This window comes from Bradyrhizobium sp. WYCCWR15520, from assembly GCF_056174665.1.
On sequence record NZ_JBWBWM010000022.1, the window covers coordinates 108,318 to 133,682 of the forward strand.

27 protein-coding genes are annotated in these 25,365 nt (G+C 62.9%); 8 read left to right on the top strand and 19 right to left on the bottom strand.

Annotated elements, in window-relative coordinates; translation table 11 throughout:
* Positions 1-432: 432 nt before the first annotated feature.
* Positions 433-951 (bottom strand): copper chaperone PCu(A)C, encoded by a 519-nt coding sequence (locus tag AC0QUY_RS25015; protein WP_475388876.1) that lies wholly within the window; start codon positions 949-951, stop codon positions 433-435.
* A 385-nt stretch (positions 952-1,336) separates the two neighbouring features.
* On the opposite strand from AC0QUY_RS25015, the gene AC0QUY_RS25020 reads away from it, so the two are divergent.
* Entirely contained in the window at positions 1,337-2,440 is a 1,104-nt protein-coding gene (locus AC0QUY_RS25020) for a transporter (protein WP_475388877.1), read from the top strand.
* Positions 2,441-2,635: 195 nt separating this feature from the next.
* Here the strand turns inward: AC0QUY_RS25020 and AC0QUY_RS25025 are convergent, their stop codons facing one another.
* The gene (locus AC0QUY_RS25025; protein ID WP_475388878.1) at positions 2,636-4,333 is read right to left on the bottom strand and encodes a methyl-accepting chemotaxis protein; all 1,698 of its coding nucleotides are present in this window, start codon (positions 4,331-4,333) and stop codon (positions 2,636-2,638) included.
* Positions 4,334-4,546: 213 nt separating this feature from the next.
* On the opposite strand from AC0QUY_RS25025, the gene AC0QUY_RS25030 reads away from it, so the two are divergent.
* On the top strand, positions 4,547-4,852 hold the full coding sequence (locus AC0QUY_RS25030) for a hypothetical protein (protein ID WP_161851175.1): 306 nt from the start codon (positions 4,547-4,549) through the stop codon (positions 4,850-4,852).
* 16 nt (positions 4,853-4,868) lie between these two features.
* On the opposite strand, the gene AC0QUY_RS25035 is transcribed toward AC0QUY_RS25030, so the two are convergent.
* The 9 genes from AC0QUY_RS25035 to AC0QUY_RS25075 all read right to left on the bottom strand — a co-directional run bounded on the left by AC0QUY_RS25035 (position 4,869) and on the right by AC0QUY_RS25075 (position 10,582).
* Positions 4,869-6,134, bottom strand: a complete 1,266-nt coding sequence (locus AC0QUY_RS25035) for a serine hydrolase domain-containing protein (RefSeq protein ID WP_475388879.1) — start codon at positions 6,132-6,134, stop codon at positions 4,869-4,871.
* 25 nt (positions 6,135-6,159) lie between these two features.
* Positions 6,160-6,801: an arylsulfatase gene (locus AC0QUY_RS25040; RefSeq protein ID WP_475388881.1), complete on the bottom strand. Its 642-nt coding sequence runs from the start codon at positions 6,799-6,801 to the stop codon at positions 6,160-6,162.
* Positions 6,802-6,908: 107 nt separating this feature from the next.
* Entirely contained in the window at positions 6,909-7,070 is a 162-nt protein-coding gene (locus AC0QUY_RS25045; protein WP_246738501.1) for a hypothetical protein, read from the bottom strand.
* A 36-nt stretch (positions 7,071-7,106) separates the two neighbouring features.
* Positions 7,107-7,469 carry a DUF1428 domain-containing protein gene (locus AC0QUY_RS25050; RefSeq protein WP_161851172.1) on the bottom strand — a complete coding sequence of 121 codons (363 nt, stop codon included), beginning with the start codon at positions 7,467-7,469 and terminating at the stop codon, positions 7,107-7,109.
* A gap of 93 nt (positions 7,470-7,562) precedes the next feature.
* Complete coding sequence (locus AC0QUY_RS25055; protein WP_475388883.1) at positions 7,563-8,297, bottom strand: DUF899 domain-containing protein; 735 nt, start codon at positions 8,295-8,297, stop codon at positions 7,563-7,565.
* Between the two features lie 12 nt (positions 8,298-8,309).
* Positions 8,310-8,651, bottom strand: a complete 342-nt coding sequence (locus tag AC0QUY_RS25060; protein WP_475388907.1) for an SRPBCC family protein — start codon at positions 8,649-8,651, stop codon at positions 8,310-8,312.
* Entirely contained in the window at positions 8,651-9,121 is a 471-nt protein-coding gene (locus AC0QUY_RS25065) for an ArsR/SmtB family transcription factor (protein ID WP_161856323.1), read from the bottom strand. Before AC0QUY_RS25065 ends, AC0QUY_RS25060 begins: the two co-directional genes overlap by 1 nt.
* A 145-nt stretch (positions 9,122-9,266) precedes the next feature.
* Positions 9,267-9,521, bottom strand: coding sequence for a DUF3551 domain-containing protein (locus AC0QUY_RS25070; RefSeq protein WP_475388884.1), 255 nt, complete (start codon positions 9,519-9,521; stop codon positions 9,267-9,269).
* An 83-nt stretch (positions 9,522-9,604) separates the two neighbouring features.
* Complete coding sequence (locus AC0QUY_RS25075) at positions 9,605-10,582, bottom strand: Bug family tripartite tricarboxylate transporter substrate binding protein (protein ID WP_475388885.1); 978 nt, start codon at positions 10,580-10,582, stop codon at positions 9,605-9,607.
* Positions 10,583-10,734: 152 nt separating this feature from the next.
* Here AC0QUY_RS25075 and AC0QUY_RS25080 point away from each other — a divergent pair, with 152 nt between their 5' ends.
* Together AC0QUY_RS25080 and AC0QUY_RS25085 are read left to right on the top strand one after the other, a co-directional pair.
* Positions 10,735-11,154: a VOC family protein gene (locus AC0QUY_RS25080; protein WP_475388886.1), complete on the top strand. Its 420-nt coding sequence runs from the start codon at positions 10,735-10,737 to the stop codon at positions 11,152-11,154.
* 202 nt (positions 11,155-11,356) lie between these two features.
* Positions 11,357-12,937 carry an AMP-binding protein gene (locus AC0QUY_RS25085; RefSeq protein WP_475388887.1) on the top strand — a complete coding sequence of 527 codons (1,581 nt, stop codon included), beginning with the start codon at positions 11,357-11,359 and terminating at the stop codon, positions 12,935-12,937.
* Positions 12,938-13,046: 109 nt separating this feature from the next.
* On the opposite strand, the gene AC0QUY_RS25090 is transcribed toward AC0QUY_RS25085, so the two are convergent.
* The 4 genes from AC0QUY_RS25090 to AC0QUY_RS25105 all read right to left on the bottom strand — a co-directional run bounded on the left by AC0QUY_RS25090 (position 13,047) and on the right by AC0QUY_RS25105 (position 18,798).
* Positions 13,047-14,342 (bottom strand): cytochrome P450, encoded by a 1,296-nt coding sequence (locus AC0QUY_RS25090; protein WP_475388889.1) that lies wholly within the window; start codon positions 14,340-14,342, stop codon positions 13,047-13,049.
* Positions 14,343-14,608: 266 nt separating this feature from the next.
* Positions 14,609-15,706, bottom strand: coding sequence for an HD-GYP domain-containing protein (locus AC0QUY_RS25095; RefSeq protein ID WP_475388891.1), 1,098 nt, complete (start codon positions 15,704-15,706; stop codon positions 14,609-14,611).
* Positions 15,707-16,027: 321 nt separating this feature from the next.
* Positions 16,028-18,310, bottom strand: coding sequence for a xanthine dehydrogenase family protein molybdopterin-binding subunit (locus tag AC0QUY_RS25100; protein WP_475388892.1), 2,283 nt, complete (start codon positions 18,308-18,310; stop codon positions 16,028-16,030).
* A complete protein-coding gene (locus tag AC0QUY_RS25105; RefSeq protein ID WP_475388893.1) occupies positions 18,307-18,798 on the bottom strand; it encodes a (2Fe-2S)-binding protein in 492 nt (163 codons plus the stop codon). The genes AC0QUY_RS25100 and AC0QUY_RS25105 overlap by 4 nt, the downstream gene beginning before the upstream one ends.
* Positions 18,799-19,135: 337 nt before the next feature.
* On the opposite strand from AC0QUY_RS25105, the gene AC0QUY_RS25110 reads away from it, so the two are divergent.
* From AC0QUY_RS25110 to AC0QUY_RS25120, 3 genes are all read left to right on the top strand, one after another.
* Positions 19,136-19,924 carry an alpha/beta fold hydrolase gene (locus tag AC0QUY_RS25110; protein ID WP_475388894.1) on the top strand — a complete coding sequence of 263 codons (789 nt, stop codon included), beginning with the start codon at positions 19,136-19,138 and terminating at the stop codon, positions 19,922-19,924.
* Positions 19,921-20,265, top strand: a complete 345-nt coding sequence (locus AC0QUY_RS25115; RefSeq protein WP_475388895.1) for a hypothetical protein — start codon at positions 19,921-19,923, stop codon at positions 20,263-20,265. The genes AC0QUY_RS25110 and AC0QUY_RS25115 overlap by 4 nt, the downstream gene beginning before the upstream one ends.
* Before the next feature lie 65 nt (positions 20,266-20,330).
* Positions 20,331-21,005 carry a dienelactone hydrolase family protein gene (locus tag AC0QUY_RS25120; protein WP_475388896.1) on the top strand — a complete coding sequence of 225 codons (675 nt, stop codon included), beginning with the start codon at positions 20,331-20,333 and terminating at the stop codon, positions 21,003-21,005.
* Positions 21,006-21,120: 115 nt separating this feature from the next.
* Here the strand turns inward: AC0QUY_RS25120 and AC0QUY_RS25125 are convergent, their stop codons facing one another.
* The 4 genes from AC0QUY_RS25125 to AC0QUY_RS25140 all read right to left on the bottom strand — a co-directional run bounded on the left by AC0QUY_RS25125 (position 21,121) and on the right by AC0QUY_RS25140 (position 24,581).
* Entirely contained in the window at positions 21,121-22,260 is a 1,140-nt protein-coding gene (locus tag AC0QUY_RS25125; protein ID WP_475388897.1) for a Bug family tripartite tricarboxylate transporter substrate binding protein, read from the bottom strand.
* Between the two features lie 247 nt (positions 22,261-22,507).
* Positions 22,508-23,260, bottom strand: a complete 753-nt coding sequence (locus tag AC0QUY_RS25130; RefSeq protein WP_474416938.1) for a polysaccharide biosynthesis/export family protein — start codon at positions 23,258-23,260, stop codon at positions 22,508-22,510.
* 221 nt (positions 23,261-23,481) lie between these two features.
* Positions 23,482-24,141, bottom strand: coding sequence for a peptide-methionine (S)-S-oxide reductase MsrA (gene msrA / locus AC0QUY_RS25135; protein WP_161851157.1), 660 nt, complete (start codon positions 24,139-24,141; stop codon positions 23,482-23,484).
* A 122-nt stretch (positions 24,142-24,263) separates the two neighbouring features.
* Positions 24,264-24,581, bottom strand: a complete 318-nt coding sequence (locus tag AC0QUY_RS25140; RefSeq protein ID WP_161851156.1) for a hypothetical protein — start codon at positions 24,579-24,581, stop codon at positions 24,264-24,266.
* A gap of 369 nt (positions 24,582-24,950) precedes the next feature.
* Here AC0QUY_RS25140 and rpsT point away from each other — a divergent pair, with 369 nt between their 5' ends.
* Positions 24,951-25,217 carry a 30S ribosomal protein S20 gene (rpsT, locus tag AC0QUY_RS25145; RefSeq protein WP_028347803.1) on the top strand — a complete coding sequence of 89 codons (267 nt, stop codon included), beginning with the start codon at positions 24,951-24,953 and terminating at the stop codon, positions 25,215-25,217.
* Positions 25,218-25,365: the final 148 nt, after the last annotated feature.

A 25,365-nucleotide genomic window follows, 5' to 3' on the forward strand; every position in this document is an offset into this window, starting at 1 on the left:
GGCGGACGAGCAGCGCGCGGAGGCGAAGCGACCTCTCGGAATCTTACTGCTCCGCGCGAGCCGCCTGCGCCGAGGTCGAAGAGTTGTCGCTTGAGCAGATGACATTCTGCGAACGACCCTCAGCCGAAAGAAGTGAAGCACTGTTCCCCTCGTGCGCGACGGCTGGGATCAACAACGTGCAAGCACAGTAAGCCAGTCCAACACCGAGAAGCGATGCGGACAAGACCGCGGCAACGGACTGCAAGGCAACTGACTTTACTTGCGACGACGGCTGCGCCGTGCCCGAGTTAGCGAGCGACATTTGGCCTGAGCTGGACACGGGTCAGTATCCCAATGAAGAATTACGGTTCGAAGATCGGCCGCCGCTGGCCGCGGCGGCGCTTGTTTCAAGCCTCTTCTCAGCTGCTCACTGATTCGACGCGAGCGGACACGCTAATGGTGCTTGTGCGAGACACCGTTGACGCCACTGACGGCGGCTCCGGCGTTTTCCTCGACGTTGTAGATGATGTCGACAGGCCCCGCCTTCTCGAACACCAGCGTGCCCTTCACCTTCTGGCCGACCTGGAATGGCTCCTTGAGCCCCATCAGCAGGATGCGGTAGGCGCCGGGCTTGAGCTCGACGGTCTTGCCGGGCTTGATCTCGAGACCGTTCGCGAGCGGGCGCGTCTTCGACATGCCGTCGACATCGATCACCTCGTGCACCTCGATCTGGCTAGCCACCGGCGACGTGCCGCCGATCAGCCGGTCCGCCGTCTTCCCCTTGTTGGTGATGGTGAGATAGCCGCCTGCGATGTTGGCGTCTTTCGGGGTCGGGCGCGACCAGGGGTGACCGATGTCGATTGCACCTACCTTGAACTCGTGCGCGCCAGCGCCGCTCGCAATCAACAAAGTCGCGGCGATGAAAATGGCCGCAGTGACAAACACAAAGATATCTCTGACGACGGTTGTCATAACTGTCCTACTCCGATACGCGCGCTGGACAGAGAAACGTGTAGAGAAACATTCAGACGCGATTACGGCTGGTGCTCGCCGTGATTGCGGCTGCCGCCGGACGTGATTGCGGCTACCGCTGCGCTGGACGCGAAAAATTCGGACGCACAACCGGCAAGCGGACTACGCCACTTGCCATTTGCCAACCACGCGATGGCCACACAGATGTCGCGCCCGCGATAGTGTCTTCGCTTTTCCGCTTCGCTTCCGTCGCCAGCAAGCCGCGCTTCTCGCACGATCCAGTCAATCTGGCGCCCGATTGCGATGGCTAATCGCCGGACAGTAAGTACAGGGGGCGTATGTGTGTGCGTATTTTAAACGGCCTGCGGCCGGCATCTTTTCATCCATGGCACTTCTTCTCGCCGCGCCTGCAGAAGCGCATCATCCCGGCGGCGGCGGCAATACCGGCAGCGGCGGCCCCATCAACACCATCTCGGCCGACACACTTGCCGAAGGAATGTTCGCTGCATCCATCCGCTACGAATTTATCCGGCTGGGTCAGCTCAGCGATGCCGATCTGATCGCCGCCGCGAACCGCGGCACGCATGCGCATTCACTTCGTTCGCTCGACAGCGTTTCGCTTTCGGTCGCCTACGGCATCACCAACGATCTGACCCTTGCCGTTCGCGCGTCCGGCGTCCGCCGCTCCGACATTCGCGAGGCGCATGAAGACATGCTGAGCGGCGGCCATATGGGCATCATGAATTCGAGCGACATGAGCAGCCTGATGAGCCCCGACGGCATCAACCGGCGCGGCAACTCCGCCGGCTTCGGCGACGTGACCATGCTCGGGCAATATCGCTTCCACAGCAATGCGCAGACCGGAACGTCGGCCGCCGTGCTGTTCGGCTTCAAGGCGCCGACCGGCAGCACCAGCCAGCGCGACGCCTTCGGCCAGCTCTTCCAGGCCGAGTTTCAGCCGGGCTCGGGCTCTTGGGACGGCCTGATCGGCGCCGCCTTCACCAAACGCACGGGACGCTGGTCGTTCGACGTGAGCGGCCTTTATTACCTGATCACCAACGGCACGCAGAACACCAATCTCGGCGACCGCTTTCTGTTCGGCACCGCGGTGTCATACCGCCTCGTCGGCCCCACCGGCTCGGCGAAGGAGATTGAGCTGCATGAGTACTGCATGCAGCCGCGCAATCAGCTGCAGGAGCACTGCCTCTACCACGCCAATCACGACCACAGCGACATGAAGAAGACGCCCTATACGCTCGATCTCGTGCTGGAGCTGAATGGCGAGTGGCACGACAAGCAGCGCATCGCCGGCATCGCCGACCCCAATTCGGGGGGCACGACGGTCTATCTCTCACCCGGCGTGCGCGTTGGCTTCGACCGCTTCTCGGGCTTCGTCTCTGTCGGCGTGCCGGTCATAAACCAGCACAACGGCGTTCAGTCCAAGCCCGATTTCCGCGTGCTTACGGGGATCGGCGCGCGGCTCAATTGACGCCTGCAGGGTGCTGGCCACCGTTGCCCGTCATGGCCGGGCATCACGAGAAAGCCTCCGCTCGCCCTTAGAGCATGATCCGGAAAAGTGTGCAGCGGTTTTCCCTCTCGACAAACGCGGAACGCGTTTGCGCGGAGATCATGCTCAAACAAAAAGATAAAGCGGGATGACGATTCGAAGAAAAGTCATCACGCTTTAGGCCGCGCGGATGTTGCCGAGGAATTTGCCGGTTTCGGTTTCGAGCTGCTCGGACTGCGAGGTCAGTTGCGCGGCGGCATTCAGGACGAGGGTGGCGGCAGCATCGACCTTACTCGAAGCTTCGCGCACGCCCGTGATGTTTTGCATCACCTCCTGGGCGCCCTGCGCCGCCTGCTGCACGCTGCGGGCAATCTCGTTGGTCGCAGCGCCCTGCTCTTCGACGGCGGCCGCAATGGAGCCGGTGATTTCGTTCATTTGCCCGATCGTGGTGCCGATCTCGCGGATTGCGTTGACGGTCGAGCCGGTCGCATCGCGAATTTCCTGAATCTGGCTGGTGATTTCGTCGGTAGCCTTGGCCGTCTGTGACGACAGCGCCTTGACCTCGTTGGCCACGACGGCAAACCCCCTGCCAGCCTCGCCGGCGCGGGCGGCCTCGATGGTCGCGTTCAACGCCAGCAAATTCGTCTGCCCCGCGATGGTCTGGATCAGCGCCATGACCTCGCCGATCTTTTGCGAGGCCTCGACCAGGCGGCCGACCATGGCCTCGGTCCGGTTCGCCTGCCCAACCGCATTCTGGGCAATGGACGAAGACTGGGTGACCTGCCGCGCGATCTCCTGGATCGACGACGACAGCTCCTCCGCCGACGCCGCAACGGTCTGGACGTTCGACGCCGTCTGCTCGGCGGCAGCAGCGACCTTCGCGCTCTGACCCGTCGTCCCCACCGCGATCGTTGACATCGATGAGGCGGAATTCTGCAGCTCGTCGGCTGCGGTGGCGGTGCCGCGGATCACGCCACCGATGCTGCGCTCGAAATCGTCGGCGATGCGGGACAGAACCGCCTGCCGCTCCTCGGCGGTGCGCGACTTCATCGCTTCCTGCTCGGTGCGAAGCCGCGTCGTCTCGACCAGGTGATCCTTGAAAACCTGGAGGCTGCGCGCGATCCGGCCGATTTCATTGGTCCGGTCGACGAACGGAATCTCGGCCGCAAGGTGGCCCCTGGCCAGTTCGTCCATCGCCGCGCAGGTCTTGTTGAGGGGAATGACCAGGCCGCGGCCGAGCCAGAACGCAACCAACATCGCGAGGGTCAGGCCACCGAGGCCCGCGATCCCGGCCCACATCATCCGACTGAAGACCACAGCATCGATATCGTCGACATAGGCGCCCGCCTGCAGCGCGAGTAGCTTGTCGCCAGCGCCAAAGGCGCCGACATAGGAGACCTTGCGGAGTTCGGTGCCACCGGCCGACCGGGGTGCCAGATATTCGACAAAGCCGCCGCCGGCGCGCGCCGTCCGCACGATGTCCTGGATCAACAGCTTGCCGCTCTTGTCCTTGAACTCCCAGCGGTTGACGTTGATGTATTTGGGATTGGCGTGCACATAGGTGACGCCGGCATCGGAGCTTCCCGTGCCATAGACGCCGATATAGTCGGAGTACTCGCCCCAACGCATGGCGCTGATCGAGGCAAACGCCGCCTGACGCGCCTGATCCGGACTGATCCGGCCGGCCTTGGCTTCGCTTTCATAGGTGGCAAGAATCTTCGTCGCGGCCTCGACCAGATTGCGGACGGTGGTGCGCCGCTCGTCCAGCACCGCATCGCGCAACACCAGGATCTGCAGGGCGGAAACGGCAAAGAGCACGATTGTCAGCGCCGCAATGATCATCGCAAAACGCTGATAGACGGTGAGGTTACGCATGCCGCTCTCTTCCTGCTGGTTGAGAATTCGTACCAATACAACGTTAATCGACTGTTATCGGGGTTGCGCGGACGGCCCGCAGCGTCTGATTGCGAGAATCGGCGCTTGAAATGACGGCGGCGCGGCGACACAATGGCGCGCATCCTTCAAACGTAATGCGCCAATGATCCCCGCACCGTGCGGACGGCATGGTGCGGTTAAGAGTGACCCATAATGGCTGAAGCCGATCTCGATGTTCTCATCCGGCAAATCGCAAAAGCGCAAAACAAGAGCCTGATGGCTGCCGTCAAGAAACGGCGCGATCAGATCATGGCCCGCGCGGCCAAGGCCAAGGACAAGGAAACGCGGGACCAGTTCCGGCTGATCGCCAGGAGCACGATGGAGCTCGGCACCGCCGCAGCGAGGCGGCTGCAGAACTCGGCAGCAAACACCGCCGACAGTTATGCGCGGGCGATCCGGAACGCGACCGAGGAAGCGGCGGCGGCTGCGAAGAAGCCTGCCAAGAAGAAAGACGTCTGAAAGCGGCCGCTCGCGCTCAGGCGGCCCCATGGACACGGTAAATACCGCGCTCGAATAGACGATAGACATTAAGCGCGCGCTGGTCGGCGAACGGCAGTATCTGCATCAGGATCACACCCGCGATTCGCGACGCCGGATCGATCCAATAGTAGGTATTGTAAAGCCCGGCCCATGTCAGGCTGCCTGCCCTGCGGCCATCCGGTACAGGGTCGACGTTGATCATATCGCCAAGCCCCCAACGCAGCCGGACTCCCGGGAAAAAATCGACGTTGTCAGACAATGCCGGATTTGTTGTCTTGAGAATTCCCGCATCGAGGTTGCCGATCTGATTGGTGGACATGAGTGCAACCGTCTGCGGCCGCAGGATGCCCTTCCCGGCAAGTGCTCCGCCATTCAATAGCGCCTGGAGGAAGGTCAGATAGTCCGGCGCTGTGGAATAGAGGCCGCCGCCCCCAGAAATCACTTTCGGGTCCGTTCGCCTCGCCAACGGCTGCGGCGCAAGCGTTCCATCTGCCTTGCGCAAATGCAGACTTGCCTGGCGGCCGCGCTGCTTCTCGGTGAGCGAGAAAGCGGTGTCGTTCATACCGAGCGGACCCAGGATGTGATCGCGGAAATAGCGATCCAGACTTTGCCCACTGACGATTTCAACGAGCCGCCCAACCCGGTCGAGACTGCCACCATAGGCCCATCTGGTGTCCGGATCGAACATCAGCGGCGCACGCGGCAGCGCGGCATCGTTGCGAGATGCCTTGCCGTAGCGAACGACATTCGCGTCCCAAAGCTGATAGCTAAGCCCGGATGTGTGCGTCAACAGATTGCGTAGCGTGATGGGCTTTCGCGCGGCGCGCAGTTGCGGGACCCCTTGCGCATCGAAACCATCGAGAACTTGGGGAGAGCCGAGCGTCGGATCAATTCTTGCCGCCGGTTCGTCCAGTTTGATTTTGTCCCGTTCGACGAGTTGCAGCGCTGCGACGGATGTCAGCAATTTGGTCATTGACGCGATACTGAAGATCGTATCGGCCGACATCCTGGCAGCCATGCCCACGCTTCTCGCGGCGAATGCGCCCTGGTAGACCACCGAATGCTCGGTTGCGGCCATGGCGACAACGCCCGGCACGTCTGCCGCATCGACCCGAGTGTGCAAAATAGCGTCGATTTCCCCGCCACGCGGCGACGAGCGGAGCGGAGCTGCAAGGCTGGGAATGGCTGCACCGGGGATCAGGCCTGCCGCCGCGACGGCCGCCGTTCGCAATGTATCGCGCCGACTGAACCGCACTGCCATCGCCCTCCCCTCAACGACCCTGAACTTAAGTGTGGCCGGCGGTAAGCATTCCCTTCAATTTTAGTACCGCGCTATCGGGTGTAGTCAGCACTGGCCGCCCGGTCGCCTTGGCGACCTCGTCCGCCGCCGGCGCCAGGCTGTACTGGGCGAGCGCGATCAGGTCGCAGTCGCGCAAGCTGATGGACGCTTCCACCACCAGCCGGTCATGGATGGCGCGGTCGCCGCGATCGAGCGCGGCCATCGCGCCTTCCGCCAGTTTCGGCACCAGCTCGACCCGCGGCGGAAACTCCGGCGGCATCGAGACCAGCGTCGGCGGAAACGTCGACAGCAAGCCGACCTTCCCGCCTCGCGCGACCGCCTGCTCGATCATCGCCTCGTTCGGCTTGAGCACCGGCATCGGGGCGTGGGCACGCGCGACCGCCTCGATGCAGGGCCCGAACGCCGAGCAGGTGAACAGGATCGCATCCGACCCGGTGCCGGCCGCGTAGCGTCCAAGCCTGAGGAAACGCTCGGTCATGGCGTCGGTGAGCCCGCCGTCACGCGCCAGATCGGCCGACAGGCTGTCGTCGAGCAGGTTCATCAGGCCCGCTTCCGGCCAGAGCCTGGCGAAGGAGGCCTCGATCGGGACGATCGAGTGTTTCAGAGCGTGGACCAGGGTGATGCGCATGCGCGACAGTCTGGCTGCGGCACGACCGGTGTCAACCCGGCGTGCCGCAGGGCGCCCCACTTGAACGGCAGAGCGTGCATCAGGCCGCCCCTTGCTCCAGGTCGCGTTCAGTCCGCGATCCGAGATCGCCTGACGTCCGAGCAGCCGCTGATCGCCGGGCGCTCGTCGACATTGGCTGCGGTGACGCCGAGTTCTTCGGCCTCGATCAGACCGAAATGCAGCCAGGCGATGATGTCGGTCCACACCGCGGGATAGATCAACGATTCCACCGCGCGGCATGCGGCAGAGCAAGACGCGCTTGTGTTCTACACTTTCACCAGGCTTTCGAACCCGCCATAGATCATCCGCTTGCCGTCGAACGGCGGCTTTGACTTAGGATCCATCATCTCGCCGAGCCGCGGGTCCGCCATCACCTTGGCGTTGATCTTGTCGCGCTGGGCGCGCGACTTGTAGGTGATCCAGGCGAACACGACGGTTTCGCCGGGCTTCAGCTTGACGCTGCGCGGGAACGAGGTGTACTTGCCGACCTTGACGTCATCGGCGACCCATTCGCGGTAGTCCAGCGCACCGTATTCGCGCCAGATCTTGCCGGCCTTCTTCGACAGACGGGAATAAGCTTCGAGATTTTTCTTCGGCACGGCGACGATGAAGCCATCCACGTAGGGCATCGCAATACTCTCCGATATTTCTTGTCGACACGACGTCATTCCAGGGTGATGCGCAGCATCGAACCCGGAATGACAACTGGGGGTTAGTGACAACTAACCATGACAACAAGATGCCTGAACCTGCGCCGGCCGGTATTGGTCACGTAGCCGCACCCAGTCCATCGGATATGGCAGCCCCTCCTCGTGACGCCCGAGCGGGGTCAGGTCGAGATAGTGATAGGCGGCGTTCATCATGTCGAGGCCGCGCGAGTAACAGGAATAGGTATGGAAGATGTTCCCCGTCTCGTCGCGATAGAACACGCTGATTCCGGGCGCTTCCTCGCTGCCGAACGGCGTGGTTCCGTAGTTGTAGTTGCCACCCGCCTCGATTTGCTCCGGCGTAAACGAAACGCCGTAGTCGTAGTTGAACGCATTGCCGCCAGATGACAGCCAGTCGAAGGTCCAGCCCATTCGCTGCTTGAATGCGGCGAGCTTTTGCAGCGGCGCGCGCGAGATCGCGACCATCGTGGTGTCCCGGGCGGCAAGATGCGGGATCATGCGCTCGAATCCGTCAGCCCAGAACGAGCAGCTCTTGCAGGCCTCGTTCCAGTTGGGCGCGAACATCAGGTGCTGCACCACGAGCTGGCTGCGCCCCCTGAACAGGTCGCCAAGCGACACCTTGCCGTCAGGGCCGTCGAACACGTAATTCTTCTCGACCCTGACCCAGGGCAGAGCGCGGCGCTCCTCGTTCAGGCGCTCGCGCGCTTTGGTGTACTCCTTCTCATGCGCGAGATGAGCCTTGCGGGCGGCGATCCAGTCATCGCGGGAGACGACTCTGTGCGGCTGCATCGGCGGCTCTCCTTAAGCAAGATGCGTTTCGAGCTTGGCCAAGAGCTCCGTCCATCCGCGCTCGTGACTGTCGCGCGCTTTCTCATCGACGAACTGCGCGTGATTGAAGACGAGCAGCGTGCCGCTGCCTTCCGGCTTGATCGAAATGGTCACCAGCGATTCACGCTCCGGCGTGGAATGCCATGCCCAGCTAAACACCAGTCGCTGGTTCGGCACGACCTCGCGATAGACGCCGCCGACCTCGTTATAGTTGCCGTTGGCGTTGAAACTGATGCGGTAGCGGCCGCCAACGCGCAGGTCGATGTCGGCCTTCACCGAGCCCTCCTCTACCGAGGCAGGCCCGAACCACTGCACTAGCTTTTCCGGGTCGGCCCACGCGGCGTAGACCTTTTCGGGCGCCGCGTTGAGCCGGCGCGTGAGGGTGAGGCTGGGCCGCGCGGCGAGTTCGGCATCGCGGGCGGGGTCTTGCTTGGCAAGGCTTGACTGGGTGGCCATGGGTCTTCCTCCACAAAAGCGGCAAGGCGGTCGAGATTGTCGGACCAGAAGCGCTGGTAGCGATTGAGCCAATCCATCGCCTGCTCCATCGGGCTGGCGGTGAGCCGGCATGCCACCGTGCGCCCGGTCTTTTCGCGCGCGATCAGGCCGGCGTCCGACAGCACATCGAGATGCTTCATGATCGCCGGCAGCGACATCGAAAACGGCTGAGCCAGTTCGCTGACCGACAGGCTTTCGCGGTCGCCGAGCCGCGCCAGCAGCGCGCGCCGGGTCGGATCGGACAGCGCCGCAAAGGTGCGATCGAGAACATCTTCCTGATACTTAACCATATGGTTTAGTATAGACCCAAACGAAACGCCGTCAAGCCGGCGGCTGCATCACGGATTCGAGAGGCGACAACCGGAACGCAAATGGCCGGATCATCCGGGCTTCTTGAGCTGGATGATCCGGCCATGTTGCGGAAGCAAAGCGCGATCAATAATCCCGATAAACCCGCATCCGCCGCTGCTGTCCGTAGGCGATACGCGGATTGATGTTGCAGTAGAGCGCGCGGCCTGAGGCCGATGCCATGCACTGGCCGTAGGTAGCGTAGGAGCAGTCACCGGGAATGCCGATGCCCCGGCCCTGCAGGCAATAGGGGTAATCATACGCCGCAGCGGGCGAGCTGCCCGCCACAGTGGCGGCTGTCGCCGCCGACAGCGCCAATATCGCTAACAGTGCATTGCGCATCTTCGATCTCCTCCGTGTGACGCAAAAACCGCGTGGTCTTTGCCAGAAAACACCGCGTCCGCGCCGATGTTCCGTGAGGTAGATCACTGCACTTTCTCAACCTTGGCTTCCTCGATCACCTTCTTCCACTTGTCGGTTTCAGCCACGATCATCGCGCCAAACGCTTCCGGCGTGCCGATCAGCGGTTCGCCGCCAAGGTCGAGCAGGCGCGCCTTGATCGCCGGCTCGGCGAGCACGGCGTTGATCTCCTTGTTCAGCTTCTCGATGACCGCCTTTGGCGTGTTCTTCGGTGCTCCGACGCCGAACAGCGCGCTCGCCTCGTAGCCCGGGATGGTGTCGGCGAGAACAGGCACGTCAGGCAACAGCGGCGACCGCGCGGTACCGGTGACCGCCAGCGCCCGCACCGAGCCGGCGCGGACATGCTGGAGAATCGAGGGCATGTTGTCGAAAATCAACTGGACTTGACCGCCGAGCAGGTCGGTGATCGCCGGCGCAGCGCCGCGATAGGGCACGTGCTGCATCTTGGCGCCGGACATCGCCATGAACATTTCGCCGGACAGATGCACCGATGTGCCGTTGCCCGACGACGCCAGGTTCACCTTGCCGGGATTGGCTTTCACATACGCAATGAACTCCGCGGCCGTCTTGGCCGGCACGTCCTTGTTGACCGTCATCACGTTCGGCACGCGATTGAACGCGGCAATCGGCGCAATATCGCGAATCACATTGAATTTCAGATTGGCGTAGAGCGAGGCGTTGATGTAATTCGCCGGGTTGACGAACAGCAGCGTATAACCATCGGGCTCGGCGTTAATCACCGATTCGGTGGCGATGTTGTTACCGGCGCCAGGCTTGTTCTCGATCACGAATTGCTGGCCGAGCCGTTCCGAGAGCCGCTGGCCGAGCAGCCGCGCGATAATATCGGTCGCGCCGCCCGGCGGATATCCGACGACCCATTTCACCGGCCGGGTCGGGTAATCCTGCGCCGAAACGCTGGCGATCGAAGCGGCCGTGGAAAGGCCGATGACGGCCAGACAAATCGCGGTACGACGTGAAATCATAAAACTTCTCCTTGGAGGCCGGGATTCAGAGCCCAGTCCGATTCTATTGAGGCGCGGTTCTATTGAACCGAACGCGGCCCGCGTTGTAACAAACAAAGTCAGGTGCGGCCAGTGCGACACAGGTGCCGCAGACCGCGACGAAAGGATAAGACATGTCCGTCAGGGTTAACGCGCTCGACCATCTCGTGATCAATGTCTCCGACGTGGCGCGTTCCACCGAGTGGTACCGGAAGATCCTCGGCATGGAGGTCAAGGTATTCGATCCCGGCCCGGGCAAAACGCCGCGGACCTCGCTGGTGTTCGGTAACCAGAAGATCAATGTACGGCCGCGCGATGCCGACAAGGTGGAGTGGTTCACGGCCGACCACGAGACCGCCGGCAGCGACGATCTGTGTTTCCTGACGTCAAGCACGCCGGATGAAGTCGTGAAGCATCTGAAGGCCAACGGGGTTGGAATCGAGGAAGGTCCGGTGGCGAAGCAAGGCGCCCGCGGCACGCTGCGCTCGGTCTATTGCCGGGACCCGGATGGGAGTTTGATCGAGATTTCTTCGTATGAAGGCGATGGAGGCTAAGCGCAGGCTTCTCCCCGTCATTGCGAGGAGCGAAGCGACGAAGCAATCCATGTCTCGGCGCGTGGCGGCATGGATTGCTTCGCTTCGCTCGCAATGACGGCGAGAGAGCCCCGCAAACTCCCGGTTTGATCCCCGCGCCGTCCAATGGCAGAACTACTCCCAAGCAAAACCAAAGCCGCCGCAAGGCCGCACGGGAGGAATTATGCCAGCTTCACAGTCTGCGTCGGGCATTGTCGGACCATTCGCAGGCCTCGACGTGCCGTGGCTGTTGCGGATGCGCGCCGAGAGTCGACGCAACCATCCCTTCCTGATCTGGGCGCCGTTCGATGGTGCCGCGCGAAAATGGTCCTACGGCGAATTTCACGAACGTGTCGGCGCGCTTGCCGCAGGCCTCATCAAACGTGGCGTCAAGCCCGGCGATTATGTGCTGATCCACCTCGACAATTGCATCGAGGCCATGCTGGCCTGGTTTGCCTGCGTCGAGCTCGGCGCGATTGCGGTCACCACCAACACCCGTTCGGCGGCAGCGGAGATGGAATATTTCGCCGGCCATTGCGGCGCGGTTGCCGCCATCACCCAGCCGGCCTACGCCGAACTGATCTCGGCCAATTGCCGCGGCCTGCGCTGGATCGCCGTGACCTTGCATGATGCCGGAGCTGCGCCTGCGCAGGGCGGTCCGCGTGACGACAGCTTTGAGCAGCTCTTTGCCGACAGCGCCGACCGGCCGCGCCGTGCCACCGATCCGTTCGCACCGTGCAGCGTTCAATACACCTCGGGCACCACGTCGCGGCCGAAGGCGGTGCTGTGGACGCATACCAACGCGCTATGGGGCGCCAAGATCAACGCCGCGCATGAAGACCTGCACGCGGGCGACGTGCACCAGACCTATCTGCCGCTATTCCACACCAACGCGCTGGCCTATTCGATGCTGGCAACGCTGTGGGTCGGCGCCTCCTGCGTGATCCAGCCACGGTTTTCGGCCAGCCGGTTCTGGAGCGTCGCGCTCGAACACAACTGCACCTGGACCTCGACAATCCCGTTCTGCATGAAGGCGCTGCTGGAGCACGAGATTCCGAACAACCACAAATTCCGGCTCTGGGGCACCGCAGTATCCGAGCCGCCGCCATTTGCCGCCTTCGGCGTCAAGACGATCGGCTGGTGGGGCATGACGGAAACCATCACCCACGGCATCGTCGGCGAGGTCGACCAGCCCAACACGCCGATGTCAATCGGCCGCGCCGCCCCGGAATACCGGATCCGCATTGTCGAGGATGACGGCACGCCGACGGATGTCGGCGGCACCGGCAATCTCCTGATCAAGGGCATCCCCGGCCTGTCGCTGTTCTCGGAGTATCTCCACAACGAAAAGGCCACGCGCGAAAGCTTTGACGAGCACGGCTATTTCATCACCGGCGACCGCGTCACGCTGCTCGAGAACGGCTTCATAAAATTCGGCGACCGCACCAAGGACATGCTCAAGGTCGGCGGCGAGAACGTCGCGGCGTCCGAGATCGAGCAGGTGATCGCTGTCGTGCCTGGCGTGCGCGAGGCCGCGGTGGTGGCGAAGAAGCACCCGATGCTGGATGAAGTGCCGGTTGTGTTCATCATCCCGCAGGCCGGCGTCAAAGGCGCACCGGCCGATCTGCATGACACAATCATGGCCGCCTGCCGCAATGCGCTGGCGGACTTCAAGGTGCCGCGCGAGATCCATTTCGTCGACGACATGCCGCGCTCGACGCTGGAGAAGGTGGCGAAGGCGGAATTGCGGAAGATGCTGGGTTGATGGCTTATAGGGTGGGCAAAGCGAAGCGTGCCCACCATCTATCGACGACAGCGCAAGAATGTGGTGGGCACGTCGCTAACGCTCCTTTGCCCATCCTACGCAATCTTACTCAACTCACCTCGAACCTGATCGGCAACCTCTTCGGGCCGTTCACAAAATAGGCCTGCGTCATCTTCACTTCGCCATCAAGCGCGATCGATTTCAGCCGCGGCAGCAGTTCCTCGAACAGTATCCGCATCTCCAGTTTCGCCAGATACTGCCCGAGGCAAAGATGCGCGCCGTAGCCGAACGCGACGTGGCGGTTGGGCTTGCGGTCGCAGCGGAACGAATATGGCTCCTCGAACACGTCCTCGTCGCGGTTGCCGGACGCGTAGCACAGCATCAGCCAATCGCCTTTTGCAATTTTGCGTCCGCCGAGCTCGGTGTCCGCCGTCGCCGAGCGCATAAAATGCTTCACCGGCGTCATCCAGCGGATCGCCTCGTCGACCAGTCCCGGAATCAGCTCGGGATTGGCCTTCACCTTTTCGAATTGCGCGGGATCCTCCGCCAGCGCCCAGATCGCGCCGGCGGTCGAGGATGACGTGGTGTCGTGGCCCGCGGTGGCTACGATCATGTAATAGCTGGTGGCGTCATGATCCGGCATGTAGTCGCCGCCGATCCTGGCGTTGGCAATGACGGTGGCGAGGTCGTCGCGCGGGTTGCGGCGGCGATCCTCGGTGATGGCGCGGAAATAGGCGCTGAAATCAGCCACCACCGCCTGCATCATCCCGGAGAACTGCTCCGCCGTCAGCTTTTCCCTGATCCGCGCCGTATCGGGATCCTGCGGGCCGAACAGCTCCTGCGTCAGCTTGAGCATGCGCGGCTCGTCCTTTTCGGGCACGCCGAGAATTTCCATGATGACGTGCAGGGGATAGCCAAGGGCCACGTCTTCGACGAAATCGCAGGCACCGCCCTTGTCGAGCATGCGCTGCACGGTGGCCCGCGCGATCTCGCGCACGCGTCCCTCGAATTTCCCGAGATTGGCGGGCATGAACCAGCCCTGGGTCAGCGCGCGGTATTTCGGATGGTCGGGCGCATCCATCTGCACCAGCGAGCGCACCAGGTTAGGTCCGCCCGTGATCTTGCGGACGCGTTCTTCCACCGCGCGGTTGGTCAGCGTAGTCGGCCGGTCGGCATTGTGGAACAGCTCGTTCTGGCGGCTGATGGCCTGGATATGCGCATGTTTCGTCACGACCCAGATCGGATCGAACCCTTCGGGGTGCGCGACGCCGAGCGGATTGTTGGCGCGCAGCCAGCGGTAACTGTCATGGATGCGATGATCGGCATAGGCCGCCGGGTCGACCAGCGTGGCGGCAATATCGGCGGGAATGTCGAGGCTTCCGCCTGAGGCCGCTGTCGTGTCCATGGATTTCCTGCCAGCGATCGTTAGTCATCGGCTGAGCCGATGATGGCCGATAACTAGCGGGCTGAAAAGTGGCATGCTTGCGTTGAGCGGCTACGCTCTCTCCGCGTCATTGCCTGCGACAAACGCGAAGCGTTTGCGCAAGGGAGCGTAAGCGACGATGCAATCCACCATCCGTTGTGCGGCACTATGGTTTGCCTCGCGGAGCCTGTTATCGGGCGCGCATTCGCGCGACCCGTTGGCTCGCATGACGGCGGAGGGTCAGACGCTCAGTAATACCCGAACGCCACCGGGCGGAAGGCGTGCAGCAGATGCTGGTCGAGCTTGTCGCCCATTTCTTCCATCATGCCGAAGGCCCGGGCGTGGGTGAACTGCAAGCGGTAGGCGCGCTTCTCGACCAGCGCCGCGTAGATGTCCACGATCGTGGTCAGCCGCACGATGTCGCTGATCTCCTTGCCGCTCAGCCCATTGGGATAGCCGGTGCCGTCGAGAAATTCGTGGTGATGCAGCACCACGTCGAGCATCTCCGGCGGGAAGCCGCCTTGTTCGGCGAGCGCATCATAGCCGCGGCGCGGATGCTGGCGCATCTCTTCCATTTCTTCCAGCGTCAGCGGGCCCGGCTTGTCCAGGATCGCCACCGGAATGAACGCCTTGCCGACGTCGTGCAGCAGCGCCGCCCGCGCGAGCCGGCGCTGGTCGTCCTCGCGCATGCCGAGATGCTGCGCATAGGCGACCGCAAAGCCGGTGACGAACAGGCAATGGCGGTAGCTGCCGGCGTGATGGCAGCCGACCGTCGTCAGCCATTCGCGCAAGGACGAATGCTTGATCGCCTTGAGAATCTTGTTCTCGGCCTCGACGATGTCGCTGAATTTGAGGGGAACGCCGGCCGGAATCTTTTCGAAGATCTTGACCATCACGGCATGCGCGGCCTCGACGCCCCTGTTCAGGGCCTTGCCGCGATCGGTTTCGTCAAATCCATCGCTGTCCGGAAACGCGGCGCGGATCCGCTGCAGAATGCCTTGCGCGTCGAACGGACGTGCTATCGTATCGGTGGCGCCGAGCGCCCACGCCTGCATCGATCCATGGTGAAGCGCGTCCGCCAGCACGAACAGCCGCGGCATCTCGCGATAGGCCTCGGCGCGCAGCTTGTTGCGCACCAGTTGCACGCTCTCGGCGGAGCGCAGATTGATGTCGACCACGATTCCCGCCAGGTCGCGCTCCGGCGCGTCGGGAATGTCTGATGTCGCGATGGTGTCGACCTGACCGACCGATCGCAGAATGCTGGCGAGTTCGCTGCTTTGATCGCTCCGATCCGAAGCCAGCAACAGCCGGCGCTTGGTCAAAGTCTTGTTGGTGGCGGTTGTCATGAAACCCCAGACCCCTAGCGGTGATGACGTGCAACCGAGGCTAGCGGATAAGGAGTTCCTCGGGGCTTAAGAGGCATCGTGAATATAGGCTAGCGTGAACGCTAAAATTTTAACGATCTGGTTCGTGATGCGCTGCACCCACAACGTCCCGCGACCGTCATCATCCGCGAAAGCGGATGATGATCCAGTGTGACGGCCGCGGAGACGGCATGGCCACGGCGTACTGGATGCCCCGCATGCGCGGGGCATCCAGAGGGGCGAAGAAAAATCCGCCGGAAGCCCTGCCCCCGGCGGATCATTCATCGACCGATGACGCTCGTCTTACGCCTTCATGCTTGCCTTCACCGCTTCCGCCGTGATCGGCAGCGAGCGAATGCGCGCGCCGCAGGCGTTGAAGATGGCGTTGCCGAGCGCCGGGGCGACCACCGTCACTGCCGGCTCGCCGACGCCGGTCGGCTTGTCGCCATTGGCGATGACGTTGACGGCCACTTCCGGCGTCTGGCTCATCCGCAAGGGCGTGTAGGTATCGAAATTGGTCTGCTCGATACCGCCGTCCTTCAACGTCGCCTTCTCATACATGGCGAGCGAAAGGCCCCACAGCGCCGCGCCCTCGACCTGGGCACGGATGTTGTCGGGATGCACCTGCATGCCGACGTCGGTCGCCACGGTCAATTTCTTGACCTTGACCTCGCCGGACGGCGACACCGCAACATGGGCCACACAGGCGGTCCAGCTTGCGGTTGCACGCTCCTGCGACGAGACGCAGGCGATGCCCATGCCCTCGCCCTTCGGCAGCTTGGTGGTGCCGTAACCGGCCATGCCCATCGCCGCCAGCAGGGTATTGCGCAGGCGTTGCGCGCCACCGTCGTTCTTGCCTTTGCCGTCCAGCATCGCGATGCGGTACTGCGCAGGATCCTGGCCGGCCGCATGCGCGAGCTCGTCGATCATGCTTTCGACCGCCCAGAAGGTCCAGCCCGGCGCCACCGAGCGCAACTGACCCGACGGGGTGGCGGTGTGCGCCAGCTCGTTCTTGATCGCGCGCACATTGTGATTGGGCACGGAATAGAAGAAATCCGCGCCATTCACGGTGAACGAGTCCAGCGGCCCCTTCTTGTCGACCGAAGGCGTCAGGAAATCGGGGATTCCCCACCGCGCGGTCGGCCAGGCCGAGACCACGTCGTGATTGAGCGCGATCAGCTTGCCATCGCCGTCGAGACCCGCCTTGACCTTCTGGAAGGTCAGCGGACGCGAATAGTCCATGGTCATGTCGTTTTCGCGCGAGTAGATCACCTTGACCGGCTTGCCGACGGCCTTCGCCGCTTGTACGGCAGGCACCATCATGTCGGCATCGAGCCGCCGGCCGAAGCCGCCACCCAGCCACATCTGGTGCATCACGACGAATTTTGGATCGATCCCGGCAGCACCGGCCGCGATCGCGCCGGAGCGCGTCGCGAACTGGTTGCCGGAATAGATGTGCAGGATATCGCCCTTGAACTCGGCGGTCGCGTTCATCGGCTCCAGCGGCGCATGGATGTTGATGCTGGTGGTGTATTCGGCTTCCAGCACCTTGGCCGCAGTCCCGAAGGCCGCCGCCGTGTCGCCGTCCTTGACGAAGAACTGCCCGGAATCGTCGAGCGCCTGCAGCCGCCTGGCCTCGTCGATCAACGACTGGCTCGACAGCGTGGCGTTCGGGCCATTGTCGTAGGTGATCTTCAGCGCATCGGCCGCCTTGCGGGCGTTGGCATAGGTATTGGCGACCGCCACCACCCAGCCGGACGTGCTGCCGGTCTTGTCGTCGAGCGTGACGGCCTTGATGAAGCCCGGCACCTTCTTGGCCGCACTGTCATCGACCGATTTCACCGTGGCGCCGAAACGCACCGGCGGGGTGATGACCTTGCCGTAGGCCATGCCCGGCAGCATGACATCGATGCCGTATTTGGCCGTGCCGTTGACCTTCGGAGGAATATCGAGCTGCGGCACCGAGACGCCGATCATCGTGTACTGGTCGGGCGTCTTGAGCTTGATCGCCTTCAGTTCGTCCGGCGTGAAGGTCTTGGTGATCTTGCCGCTCTTGACGATGTCGGCGAAGCTCATCTGCTTCTTCGACTTCGTGTGCGCGACGGCGGAGCTGCGCACCACCAGCTCACCGGCAGGCACGCCCATGATGCCGGCTGCGGCCTCTGTCAACGCGATCCGGCCCGCGGCGCCCGCGCGGCTCATCGCATCGAAGTTCATCATCGTGCTCCAGCTACCGCCAGTAATCTGCGCGCCCAGCACGGGATCGTTGAACTTCGGATCGTTGGAGGCGAGTTGCACCCGCATGTCCTTCCAGTTCGAACCGAGTTCTTCGGAAACGATCTGCGCCATGGTGGACGCGATGTGCTGGCCCATGTCGGCCTTGCCGCAGGTGACGGTGACGATGCCGTCGGGCGCGATCGAGTACCAGACCGAAGGTTCGAAGCTGGAGGGTGCGGCGAGCGCCTGATCGATGCCGGGGACCGCGGCATAACCGAGCACGAGGCCTGTGGCGGCCGAGCCGACCAGGAACGAGCGGCGGCTGAGATCGGCAGATGCGCTGCCGGCGACTTTCACGTGCGTATTCATGTGGCCCTCCGCTCGGTGCCGGCGTTGGAGGCGGTACGCATTTCGGATGCGGCGCGCATGATCGCCTTTTGAATGCGCGAATAGGTCATGCAACGGCACAGATTGCCGTCCATATGCGTGACCACTTCATCCTTGGTCGGATTGGAATTCTTGGACAGCAGCGCCGCTGCCTGCATGATTTGCCCGGACTGGCAGTAGCCGCATTGCGGTACCTGCTCGGCGATCCAGGCCTTCTGCAGGGGATGATCGCCCTTGGCGGACAGACCTTCGATGGTGGTGATCTTCTTGCCGGCGGCCTCGCTGACCAGGGTCTGGCAGGAGCGAACGGCTTCGCCATTGACGTGAACCGTGCAGGCGCCGCAGAGACCTGCGCCGCAGCCGAATTTCGTACCGGTCATCTGCAATTGCTCGCGGATCACCCACAGCAGCGGCGTATCGCCAGCCGCCTCGACGGACATATTCCGTCCGTTGATATTGAGATTAGGCATGTTCGCTCCCCTTCCGGTGTACGAAGCCGCTTACGGCGGCATCTCACTTTGGGTATTGGCCGGCACCCACCGGGTCGATGCCAGTCGGCGCGAAGAATGATACCGAACTTTCCCGGAGGCAATGCAGTTTGGAATCGTTCGAAAGGAATAAAGCTTTTCAAGCTGTCGCTTGTGCGCTGCGGCAAGGCCTTGTCATGGGCTTGTCAATCACGCGCGCCGTGGCGGGCGCATCTTCCGTTTCCGCATTTCCTATTCCCGAATGGATCGCGCTAGGATGCAGCAGGCGATAACGGCTCCGCGCCCGAATTTGCGATGATTTTGCTTTGGGAAATCGACAATGCCGATAATCGATCGCGACGGCGTCAAGATCTACTATGAGGTCCACGGCTCCGGCTCACCGCTGTTACTGACTCACGGTTATTCCTCGACGAGTGGGATGTGGCAGGGCCAGATCGCGGCCTTGTCGAAGCATCACAAGCTCGTGTTGTGGGACATGCGCGGCCACTGCCAGTCCGGTTACCCCGAGGATACCTCAGCCTATAGCGAAGCACTGACGGTCGCCGACATGGCGGCGCTGCTTGATGCCGTAGGTACCGAGAAGGCGATCGTCGGCGGGCTCTCGCTAGGCGGCTACATGTCGCTTACATTCTACCGCGCCTATCCGGATCGCGTTCGCGCGCTCCTGATCATCGACACCGGGCCCGGCTTCAAGAAGGACGACGCCCGCGAGATCTGGAACAAGCGCGCGCATGACACCGGCGACCGCTTCGAGCGCGAGGGGCTGGACGTTCTGAAATCGGCCAGCCGCGAGCGCTCCAGCGTCACCCATCGCGATGCTACGGGCCTTGCGCGCGCCGCGCGCGGCATGCTGACCCAGCGCGACGCCCGCGTGATCGAATCCCTGCCTGACATCAAGGTGCCTTCGCTGATCGTGGTCGGCGCCGACGACACGCCGTTCCTCGCCGCCTCCGACTACATGGCAGCCAAAATTCCCGGCGCGCAGAAGGTGGTGATCCCGGCCGCCGGCCACGCCGTCAACATCGACCAGCCGCAAGCCTTCATCGATGCAGTGCTGCCGTTCCTCGACAGCCTCGATGCCAAGGCAGCACAGAAAGCCGCCTCATGAAGACGACCGCTCTCGCCCTTGTCCTGATCGCAGGCAGCATCACACAAGCTGCGGCTCAACAATTGCCGCCGATTGGCGGCCCCTACCCGCCACCTTTTACCGAGACGCTGTCGAACAACATACCGCTGGCGTTCGGCATGGACGCCAATGAGGCCGCGCATGCGCTCGGCGTCCCGCTCAATTATGTTCGCGGCCGGCCCGGCGAGGAAATCTTCCTCGCCTTCCGCAACATCGGCGGCAGCGGGCTGTTCTACAAGAAGGACCGGCTCTTCCTGCAATTCCGTAAAGGTCGGCTGGCCGGCTGGAAGGGTGACTGGGGTCACAACTGGATGTGGCAGTAGCCGCCTCTCGAACAGACCCTCGCAATCGACTTCGTGCAAACAACCCAAACAAAAAGGGATGACCCGTGGGACAGGATATCAAACTGACGGCTTCGGACGGCTTCAAACTCGGCGGCTATCGCGCCGATCCCGCTGGCGCGCCGAAAGCGGCCATCGTGGTGATTCAGGAGATCTTTGGCGTCAATCACCACATCCGCTCGGTCTGCGATCGGCTGGCAGCCGAAGGCTATGTCGCGATTGCGCCGTCGATCTTCGATCGCACCCAGCCGAACTTCCAGTGCGGCTATTCACCCGACGAGATTGCGACCGCGCGAAAGTTCATCGCCAATCCCGACTGGGACGCGATGCTGCGCGATACCCAGGCAGCGATCGATGCGGTGAAGGATGTCGGGCCGATCGGCATCATCGGCTTCTGCCTCGGCGGCAGCATCGCCTATGCCGCGGCGACCAAGCTGTCCGGCCTGTCGGCCGCGGTCGGCTACTACGGCGGCGCCGTCGTCCGCTTCGCCGACGACAAGCCCAACGTGCCGACGCAGCTGCATTTCGGTGAGAAGGACGCCGGCATTCCGCTGACCGATGTCGAGACCATCAAGGCCAAGCGGCCGGAGGTCGAAGTCCACATCTATCCCGGCGCGCAGCACGGTTTTCACTGCGACGAGCGCGCCAGCTACGACAAGGCCAGCGCGGATATTGCCTGGCCGCGCAGCCTGGCGTTTTTCGCCAAGCATTTGAAGAAGTAAGGCGTCTACTCTCCGCCGTCATTCCGGGGCGATGCGTCAGCATCGAACCCGGAATCTCGAGATTCCGGGTCTGGTCCTTCGGACCATCCCGGAATGACGAACTGCAACTAACGCCTCACTCGCCCTTGACGCCGGTTGCCTTCACGACATCGGCCCATTTCTGGTAATCGCGGCGCAAGACTTTCTCGAACGTTTCCGCCGATCCACCCACCGGCACGAGGCTGAGCGTCTCGATCCCGGCGACGCCCTCCGGCGAGGCGATGATGCGGGCGAGTTCGTCCGAAAGCTTCTTCACGATCTCCTTGGGCGTCGCGGCAGGAACGAACACGCCGAGCCAACCTTCGATTTCAAAACCGGGGTAACCGAGTTCGCCCATCGTCGGCACGTCGGGCAACGCGGTCCTGCGCTTCTCGCCGCCAACCGCCAGCGCCCTGAGCTTGCCCGCCTTGATTTGCGCGCTCGCCGTGGTCAGGTCCTGGAACGCCGAGGTAACCGTGTTAGCGAGCAGGTCGTTCGTGAGAGGAGCCGAGCCGCGATAGGGGACATGGGTCATGTCGATATTGGCGGTCTTCTTGAGCAATTCGCCGTAGAGGTGAGACGTCGTGGCGTTGCCGAAGGTGCCGTAAGGCTTGCCGGGGTTCGCCTTGGCATAATCGATCAGTTCCTTGACGGACTTGATCGGCTGCTGCTCGGGGACCACCAGAACGATGGTCGACAAGGCGATCTGGGTGACAGGCGCGAGATCCTTGAACACATCGTAGGGCAGCTTCGCCACGAGGCTCGGCGCCTGAATGATCTGCGTGATGCCGACCAGCACGGTGTGACCATCAGGCTGCGCCTTGGCGACGTTGTCGTTGCCGACCACGCCGCCGCCGCCCGACTTGTTCTCGACGACGACCGCCGTCTTCCACGACTCCTGCAGCTTGTTGGCAAGCAAACGGGCCAGGACGTCGGTCGCGCCGCCCGCGGGATACGGCACGACGAAGGTGATGCGCCGGCTCGGATAGGGATCCGACGCTGCAGCCTGGTGCGAGGAGGCGCACAAAGCCGTCACGGCGATGGAAGCAAGCAATGCTGCCGCAGTCGCCGCGCGCACCACGCTGACCGGCAAGTGATAGTTCATGGTCATACTCCGGATTGCAGGCACTCGACCGACAAACCGGCGCGCCTCGTTTTGAACGACGAGTTTTCTACATCGCTGCAGCGCAAGATGGAACATGGTTTCGAACGGATTCAGCGCATAGCGCCAATTCATCGCAACCGAACCCGGCCGGATACCGCCGCACGGGTTCCATTGAGCGTCCGGACACGTGCGAAGCCGCGCGTCTGCCACTGCTAGTTAGATTATTCCGTTCGGATTGATGCCCGCAACGTGATGCAGAACGCGGCGTCCACCTCGGTCCGACATGAATGATGAATTTTCCTGGCCAAATGCAAGGCATTTGCCTGACACAAATGCTTGGTAGAAGAGCCGCATCAAAATGACGATGCGGCTTTGCGCGCTAGAACCAGCGTTCGCTAACGAGCACAGTGTCGCCTGGGCTGATCGGGCTGCCGGGCGGAACGACAAAGCGCGACGTACCGGACGCATCGGTGTGCGTGACGGTGACGCTGTCGCGCCGGGCGCGCGGCGAGAAACCGCCGGCAATCGCCACCGCGCTCTCGACCGTCATGTTGGGCACGTACGGATATTGGCCGGGCGCTGCGACCTCGCCGAGAATGAAGAACGGCCGATAGGCTTCGATCTCGACGGCGACCGACGGCTCCCTGATGAAGCCGGCGCGCAGCTTTGCGGCGATCGCCGCCGCCAGCCCCGCCGTGGTGCGGCCGCGGGCCGGCACCGAACCGATCAACGGCATCGTGATCGAGCCGCCGGCGCTGACCGCGTAGGTGTTGGTGAGACCTTCCTGGCCGTAGACGACGACGCGCAGCTTGTCGCCGGCATCGAGATGATAGGCCGCGTCGTATCGCGCCGGCATGGGTTCGACATAGGCGACAGGTGCGGCAACGACGACGGGCGGCGGCGCCGCGTGTGGCGCGGAGGCGAAGGCGGTACGAAGTGCTGCGATGGCACCGCCGCCGGCATCGGCCGCGACCGCCTGCGGCGGCGGGCTGCCAGGCGAACCATAAGCCACGGAATCAAGATCGCCTTGCGGCGCGACGGCGACCGGCCCGATCGTGCGCATGCAGCCCGACAAAGCGAGCGCAGTGATGATCGCAGTGATCGGTATTCGAAACGCGCGTACAACCCGCACCGGAGCCATCCCTCAAAGCGAGACAGCTCTAGTTTTGCACCGGGTATGGTTAACAAAGGGTTTTTTGCACGCGGCACTCGCATAGCCCGGAGGCGAGACCATCCGTCATTGCGTGGAGCGAAGCGACGAAGCAATCCATTCTATCCCTGAACGGAGAGATGGATTGCTTCGCGGAGCCTCTCATCGGGCGCGCGGCGCGACCTGTTGGTTCGCAATGACGGTTAGGCGGCAGACACGCCGGCGCCGATCGGACACGACACGCCGGTGCCGCCCAGCCCGCAATAGCCCGCCGGGTTCTTGGCGAGATATTGCTGATGATAGTCCTCGGCGAAATAGAACTCGCCCGACGGCGCGATCTCGGTGGTGATGGTGCCGAGCCCCTTTGCGGCCAGCGCCTTCTGATACATCGCCTTCGATGCGTCGGCGGCCTGGCGCTGCGCATCGCCAAACGTGTAGATCGCCGAACGATACTGGGTGCCGACATCGTTGCCCTGGCGCATGCCCTGCGTCGGGTTGTGACTTTCCCAGAACGTCTTCAGGAGCTGCTCGTAGGAGATCTTCTTCGGATCGAACACGACCAGCACCACTTCGGTATGGCCGGTGCGGCCCGAGCAAACCTCTTCATAGGTCGGATTGGGGGTATGGCCGCCGGCATAGCCGACGGCGGTGGCATGAATGCCGTCCCCGAGTTCCCAGAACTTGCGCTCCGCGCCCCAGAAACAGCCGAGACCAAACACCGCCTGCTCCAGGCCGGCAGGATAGGGCGGCTGCAGCTTGCGGCCGTTGACGAAGTGCGTGGTCGCGGTCGGTATCGGGGCGGCACGGCCCGGCAGCGCTTCGGCTGCGCTCGGCAACGCGGTGGTCTTGCGCATGAACAACATGGAATACCTCCAGGCGGGACATCGGCGGACGCGACGATGCGCGTCGGCCGGTTGGACTTCTATATATGTCTTTACGCCTGAAGCCGCAGCCCTGTTACGCCCCCCTGGGACAGGAGCCGCGGTCAGTCCCGCGAATAGCCGATCAGCGGCTTGCGGGGCCGGAACAGGATCATGAGCAGAATTCCGACCACGCCCAGCACGGCGAACACCGGCTGATCCAGCAGGGCCTTGACGACGCTGTTCCAGAGCCAGGGCGAGACGCCCTCCAGCCAGGTCCGGAACGCGAGCTGGCTGGACTGATGGACGTCGTTCCAGAACTGGCCAAACCGGGTGAACCGCAGGGTCTGGTCGGCGACAAAACGGGCGCCGTCATAAACCATGAAAATGAATCCGCCGGCCAGGAGCAGGAGGCCAATAAGCCGGAAAAAACCGCGGATCATGCGTCACCTTATACCTGTCGCCCCGAAAAAGGCTGTCAGCCAATACCGGGGGCACCCCGGAAATTCAACCTCGTCAGCACCTTACGCGCCCTTTACGCCCCCTTTTCCGCCCCCAAGGCGGGCGGAAAGCGTTGACGGTGCAGGACTCGCCCTCTATAAGACCCCCAATGGCGGCGGGCGCAATCCCGCCGCCGCTGTTCTTTGAGCAGCGCCACCTTCGGTAGCATTTTGGCTTCCGTCCATGGCATCCTCAAGAACGGCTACGTCAGAACACCCTGGAAAACACAACCAGCGTCCACGCAATTTGAACGGCCGGCGCGCTCAAGGGCCGACCACCCGAGCGATGACAGCCGAAGGATAGTTGAGAACATGGCCAATACCACTTCCGCCAAGAAGGCGACCCGCAAGATTGCCCGCCGCACCATCGTCAACAAGTCGCGCCGCACCCAGATGCGCGGCGCGGTCCGCACCGTCGAGGAAGCGATCAAGAGCGGCGATCGCAATGCAGCCCTGGAAGCGATGAAGCGCGCGGAACCGGAACTGATGCAGGCGGCGCAGCGCAACATCATTCACAAGAACAACGCGAGCCGGAAGGTATCGCGCCTGACGCACGCGATCGCCAAGCTCGCGAAGTGAACTGAACAGAAATCGATATTCTTCAAAGCCCGGCTTCGCCGGGCTTTTCTTTTGCGTACGATCTGGAAGATCCATTTCGGCGCGCGTGTGCATCCTGTTGAATTTCGGGCACACACTGAAGGACTCGCGCCGCACCGACCGTGACAAT